The organism is Streptomyces sp. NPDC046876 (genome assembly GCF_040645035.1).
In the GTDB taxonomy this organism is placed as follows: Bacteria; Actinomycetota; Actinomycetes; order Streptomycetales; family Streptomycetaceae; genus Streptomyces.
Genome location: NZ_JBEYXK010000190.1, coordinates 1 through 6,067, shown reverse-complemented (window position 1 = coordinate 6,067; position 6,067 = coordinate 1). Strand labels below are relative to the sequence as shown.

The following is a 6,067-nucleotide window of genomic DNA, read 5'->3' as shown; positions in this document are numbered from 1 at the left end:
CCCCGCTTCCCCTTCGACGCGGGGGCCTCCCACGCGACCCTCCCCGGGGTTGGCGGCGCGGGGTTTGGGGGGCGGCGCCCCAAGAAACCCGGCTCCGCCGGGCACCGGGCTCCGCCCGGACCCTCCCCCAGCTACCGCTGGGGGTACCCCCAGCCTCAAACGCCGGCGAGGCTGGAAATGCCGGATCCCGGCTTCGAACGTTGAAGGGGGGCGGATTGCCTGACCTCGGCTTCGAGCGCCGGGGTCGGAGTTGCCGGGCGTCGGCGGTGGCCGCGGAGTGGAGCGAGCCGGGGCCGGGCGGCGGGGCGGCCGGGGCAGGGGTGCCTCGGGTTCGCGGGCGCCGGGCCGGGGGTCAGCGGCCGCGGAGGCGGCGGACCAGGATGCTGGCGTCGCCGCGGGATTCCAGGTCGGCCAGGACCACCGCCACCGCCTCGCGGACGATGCGGCCGCGGTCCACCGCGAGGCCGTGTTCGCCGCGGAGCACCAGGCGGGCGTGCTCCAGGTCCATCAACTCCTCGGCGGAGACGTAGACCGTGATCTTCTCGTCGTGCCGTTCGCGCCCGCTGGGCCGCCGGTTCGCGCCCCGGCCCTGGGACTTGCCCCGGGCCGCCCGGGCCGGCGGCGCCGACGCCGCGGTGGCAGAACCTTCCTGCGGACGCCTCGGCGCGCCCACCACCGATTCGCCGCCGGCCGCCGCCTCCCGGCCGCGGCCCTCGCCCGCCGCGCCCTCCGCCGAAGCGGAAGCCGTCGCCGAAGCCGACCCCGCCGACCCCGCCGACTGCTCCGGCAGGGCCGCGCCGGCGTCCTCGCCGCTGCGCCGCGGCGAGGACGACTGCAGGGCCATCCCCCCGGTCGTGCGGAACAGCTCGTCGGCTCCGGGCAGACTCACTCGGCGTGACACCGGGCGAGCACCTCCCTGGCCAGCTGGCGATATGCGGCGGCCCCGACGGAGTTGGAGGCGTACGTGGTGATCGGCTCGCCGGCGACCGTGGTCTCTGGGAAGCGCACCGTCCGGCCGATGACCGTGTGGTAGACGTGGTCGTCGAAGGCCTCGACGACGCGCGCCAGCACCTCGCGGCTGTGCACCGTACGGGAGTCGTACATGGTGGCGAGGATGCCGTCGAGCTCCAGCTCCGGGTTGAGGCGCTCCTGGACCTTCTCGATGGTCTCCGTCAGCAATGCCACACCGCGCAGTGCGAAGAACTCGCATTCCAGCGGGACGATGACCTTGTGGGCCGCCGTCAGGGCGTTCACCGTCAGCAGGCCGAGCGAGGGCTGGCAGTCGATCACGATGTAGTCGTAGTCGTTCATCAGCGGCTTCAGCGCCCGCTGGAGCGTCGACTCGCGCGCGACCTCACTGACCAGCTGCACCTCGGCGGCGGACAGGTCGATGTTGCTCGGCAGCAGGTCCATGTTGGGGACCGCTGTCTTGAGCAGCACCTCGTCGGCCGACATGCCCCGCTCCATGAGCAGGTTGTAGACCGTGAGGTCGAGCTCCATCGGGTTCACGCCGAGGCCCACGGACAGGGCGCCCTGCGGGTCGAAGTCGACGAGCAGGACGCGGCGTCCGTACTCGGCGAGCGCCGCGCCCAGGTTGATGGTCGACGTGGTCTTGCCCACGCCGCCCTTCTGGTTGCACATCGCGATGATCTTCGCCGGACCGTGGTCGGTCAGCGGACCCGGGATCGGGAAGTACGGCAGCGGCCGTCCGGTCGGGCCGATCCGCTCGCGGCGCTGGCGGGCAGCGTCGGGCGCGAGGGTGGCCGCGTACTCGGGGTCGGGCTCGTACTCCGCGTCGGGGTCGTAGAAGTGCCCCTCGGGCACCTGGTCGTAGTCGGCGAATCCAATGGGCGTATCGCCGCTGTGGTCGCCGGCCGTGGAGTTCACGTCTAGGCCGTCCATGCTCTTTTGGGGCGTCGTCATGTGCTGGTGGTTTGCGAAGGTGCGGACCGCGACGGAGCCGACAGCTTCGAGCCCGGCCGGGTTCTGGCCCCGATCGGGCGTTCCTGCTCGACCACCCCCAGGAGTAAATGTCGACTCATTCACAAGTCGTCTTACCTCCTCGGACGTGACCAGGACACTTATCGATAGGTCAGCGTGGCACCATGCCGACGGTTGGCGACTCTATGGCGTGTCACCGCCCAGCGGCAACACAATCCACCGGACCGCTAACGATGTGTCGGCAAGCGAACACCACTCTGTCAAGGGCGTCCGCGCTGTCACTGTGAAGTTTCGCAGGTGCGCGAAAGGGTTAAAGGGTTACGTTCGACGCGAGTTGAACCGCGGCGGCCGCCGCTCCGCAAACGCGTCCGGCCGGACCTTGCGGGCAAGGTCCGGCCGGAGACGTGAGATTGACGTCAGTCGTTGACGGGTCGGTCGGCTCAGCCGAGCAGGGTGCCCAGCTCGACGTGCTCGAGGTTGTGGGCCTCGGCGACCGGACCGTAAACGACCTGGCCGTCATGGGTGTTGAGGCCCAGCGCGAGCGCGGGGTCACGGCGCAGCGCCTCGACCCAGCCGAGGTTCGCGAGCTGCACGATGTAGGGCAGCGTGGCGTTCGTCAGCGCGTAGGTGGAGGTGTTCGGCACCGCGCCCGGCATGTTGGCGACGCAGTAGAAGACCGAGTTGTGGACCGTGAAGGTCGGCTCGGCGTGGGTGGTCGGACGGGAGTCCTCGAAGCAGCCGCCCTGGTCGATGGCAATGTCGACAAGGACACTTCCGGGCTTCATCTTGGCGACGAGCTCGTTGGTGACCAGCTTCGGGGCCTTCGCACCCGGGATCAGTACGGCGCCGATGACGAGGTCGGCCTCGACGACGGCCTTCTCCAGCTCGTAGGCGTTGGAGACGATCGTCTTGACCTTCGTGCCGAAGATCTTGTCGGCCTCGCGCAGCTTGTTGATGTCGCGGTCGAGCAGGGTCACGTGGAAGCCCATGCCGATGGCGATCTGCACGGCGTTCCAGCCGGAGACGCCGCCGCCGATGACCACGCACTCGCCGGCGTGGGTGCCGGGGACACCGCCGGGCAGGACGCCGCGGCCGCCGGCCGAGCGCATCAGGTGGTAGGCGCCGACCTGCGGGGCCAGGCGGCCCGCGACCTCGGACATCGGGGCGAGCAGCGGAAGCGCGCGGTTGGCGAGCTCGACCGTCTCGTACGCGATGGCAGTGGTGCCGGACTCCAGCAGGGCGTCCGTGCACTCGCGGGAGGCCGCCAGGTGCAGGTAGGTGAAGAGGGTCTGGTCCTTGCGGAGGCGGTGGTACTCCTCCGCGATGGGCTCCTTGACCTTCAGCAGCAGGTCGGCGGTCTGCCAGACCTCGTCGGCCGTGCCGAGGATCTCGGCGCCGGCGGCCACGTACTCCTCGTCCGAGATCGAGGAGCCGACACCGGCGTTCTGCTCGATGAAGACCTGGTGGCCGTTGCGGACCAGCTCATGCACGCCGGCGGGCGTGATGGCGACCCGGAACTCGTTGTTCTTGACCTCGCGGGGGATGCCGACCTTCATCGTCGATCACGGTCCTTGGCTCAGGGGATATTACGGGGCACTTCCATACATACCCGTCCACAAGAGCGCGCAACGGGATGCACCACGAGATGACGTGGTGGAGCCAGTCTAATGAAGGATGAGGCGCTGTCTAGCCTTGCAAACCAATAATCTCAGTCGGAACTACTACGGATTTCGCAGGCTGCGGGGTCGTCTCCCAGCAATCTGTCGGCCGCCGACCGGTGCAGTCGGGCGGCCGCCGGATCACCCAGCCGGTCGAGCGTGTCGGCCAGCCGGACCTGCAGCGCGGCCTGAAGGCGCAGGTCCCCGGCGCGGCGCGCGAGCTCGACCGCCTCGCGGCAGGTGTGCAGCGATTCCTCCGGGCGGCCGGCGTACTCCTGGATTCGCGCCATCTCGCTCAACGCCCTTGCCTGGCCCGGAACATCGGCCAGCTTCCGGTAGCCCGCGGCGGCCGCCCGCCAGCTGCGCATCGCGTCCCCGTACCGGCCCGCGTGGGTGTGCGCGTTGCCGAGCCGCCCGTACAGCCGGGCCTCGTCCGCGCGCTCGCCCCGGGCCAGGGCCTGGGCGAGGGCGCGGCCGAACCAGTCGGCCGCCCGGTGCCAGTCGGCGAGCTCCTGGTAGGCGCCGCCTACGGATTCCATCGCCCGGCCGGTGGCGTACGGGTCGTTCGCGGCGCGTCCCGCGTCCAATGCGGCGCGGTAGCGCTCCAGGGCCTCCTGGGTCCGGCCGGTCTCCGCGTCCAGGTCGGCGAGGTTCAGCAGGGCCGCGGCCTGCTCGCGGTGCAGACCGCGGCGCTCGGCCACGTCCAGGACCAGGCGGTGCAGTCCGTACAGCTCGGGCGCGGCGGCGGCCGTGCCGCGGTGCGCGGCCAGGGCCCTGACCAGGGCGGCGACCAGGCGGCGGGCCAGGGTGTCCAGGTCACCGTCGGCCACGGCGAGGGTGGCGGCGGCCGTCAGCCCGGGCAGCCGGGTGTCCAGCCAGGTGGCGGCGGCCCGCCGGTCCGGGAAGCGCAGGGCCCTCGGCAGCCCCTCCAGCACCTCCCGTACCTCCTGGAGGTCTGCGCCCTGTACGTCCTTGCCCTCGCCGGTCTCGGCCATCACCCGGCAGGAGTGCAGCAGCCGTACGGTGCGCTCCAGCATCCGGGCCCGGGCCAGCTGCACCTCGGCGGGGCGCTCCTTGGTCTCCAGCAGGGACCGCAGCAGCGGGGCGAGGCAGCCGGGCAGCAGGAACAGGCCGTCGGGTGCGTTCCGTACGAGGCCCAGCGCGGCGAAGTCCTCCAGCGTGGCCTGGGCCGCGGCCACCGAGCAGCCGGCGAGGGCGGAGGCGGTGTGCGAGTCGACGATGCCGGCCGGGGCCAGGGGCAGCAGCCGCAGGGTGCGCTGGGCGGGCTGCGGAAGGGACTCGTAGACGAGGCGGAAGGCGCGGCCGAGCGGGCCGTCGGTGCCGGGCGGCATGTCGTGCAGCTGCTTGGCGGTGTCGGAGACGGAGGCCTTGGGGCGGGCGGCGAGCCAGCCGCCGACCAGGGCGAGCACCGCCGGCATGCCCCCGCACTCCTCGGCGAGGGCCGCGGCGGCGGTGGGGTCGACGGTGATGCGGGTGTCGCCGATGCGGCGGGCCAGCATCCCGACGGCCGAGGGGGTGTCGAGGCCGCCGAGGGTGCAGGGGCGGACGTCCGGGATCCCGGTGAGCGGGCCCTCGGCGGTCAGGACGACCAGGCACTCGGGAGTGTCCGGGAGCAGGGCGTCGACCTGGTACGGGTCGGCGGCGTCGTCGACGAGGAGGATCGCGCGCTTGTCGGCGAGGGCCGCGCGCAGGGCGGAGCTGAGGTCGTCCTCGGAGGCGCCGGGCGGGGTGGGCAGGCCGAGCCCCTCCAGGAGGGTGCGCAGGGCGCGCTCGGTGGCGACGGTCTCGCCGCCGGGGGTGGTGAGGCGCACGCGCAGCACCCCGTCGGGGTAGTCGGCGGCGACCTCCCGGACCAGGGCCTCGGCGAGGGCGGTGCGGCCGGAGCCGGGGCGGCCGGCGATGAGCAGCAGCCGGGCGCGGGGGGCCTTGGCCTTGCGGCCGGAGAGGGTGTCCAGGCCCGTGCGCGCGATGTCCTCGCGCAGCTCCTTCAGCTCGCGCCGCCGCCCCACGAAATCCGCCACGGATCCGCTCCTCTCCCTGCCTTCGGGGTGCGAGCGTAGTTCACGCAGAGCGACGGTCCGTGGGGAGCGCGGCGGTCACGTCCCCCGACCGGATCAACCGATGGTCACACCGCCCCCCATCCGGCCCAGGGTGGCCCCCTCCGGCCCCCCGACCAGGGGCGCGGCCCCGGGGCAGCGCGGCCCGGCGGCAGCGCGGCCCGGCGGCAGCGCGGCCCGGCGGCAGCGCGGCCCGGCGGCAGCGCGGCCCGGGGGTGCAGCGCCGCCCGGGGCGCCCTGGTGCGCGCCGGCGCCGAGGGGCGGGCCGGCTACGGAACCGGGAGCGCGGCGCGGGCCGGGGGCCGCCGCTGCGCGGAGCCATGCCCCTCCCCACCCTTCCCCCGTTCCCCGGGGCTCCGCCCCGGACCCCGGGCCCGACCGCTGCGCGGC

4 protein-coding genes are annotated in these 6,067 nt (G+C 73.1%); all 4 read right to left on the bottom strand.

Features of this window, described 5'->3' with window-relative positions; all coding sequences use genetic code 11:
- Positions 1–352: 352 nt before the first annotated feature.
- The gene (locus tag ABZ924_RS37955) at positions 353–901 is read right to left on the bottom strand and encodes a hypothetical protein (protein WP_361920212.1); all 549 of its coding nucleotides are present in this window, start codon (positions 899–901) and stop codon (positions 353–355) included.
- Positions 886–1,923, bottom strand: a complete 1,038-nt coding sequence (locus ABZ924_RS37950) for a ParA family protein (protein WP_361920210.1) — start codon at positions 1,921–1,923, stop codon at positions 886–888. Before ABZ924_RS37950 ends, ABZ924_RS37955 begins: the two co-directional genes overlap by 16 nt.
- Before the next feature lie 458 nt (positions 1,924–2,381).
- Positions 2,382–3,497 carry an alanine dehydrogenase gene (ald, locus tag ABZ924_RS37945; protein ID WP_361920208.1) on the bottom strand — a complete coding sequence of 372 codons (1,116 nt, stop codon included), beginning with the start codon at positions 3,495–3,497 and terminating at the stop codon, positions 2,382–2,384.
- Positions 3,498–3,649: 152 nt separating this feature from the next.
- Positions 3,650–5,641: a tetratricopeptide repeat protein gene (locus ABZ924_RS37940; protein ID WP_361920206.1), complete on the bottom strand. Its 1,992-nt coding sequence runs from the start codon at positions 5,639–5,641 to the stop codon at positions 3,650–3,652.
- Between the last annotated feature and the right edge of the window lie 426 nt (positions 5,642–6,067).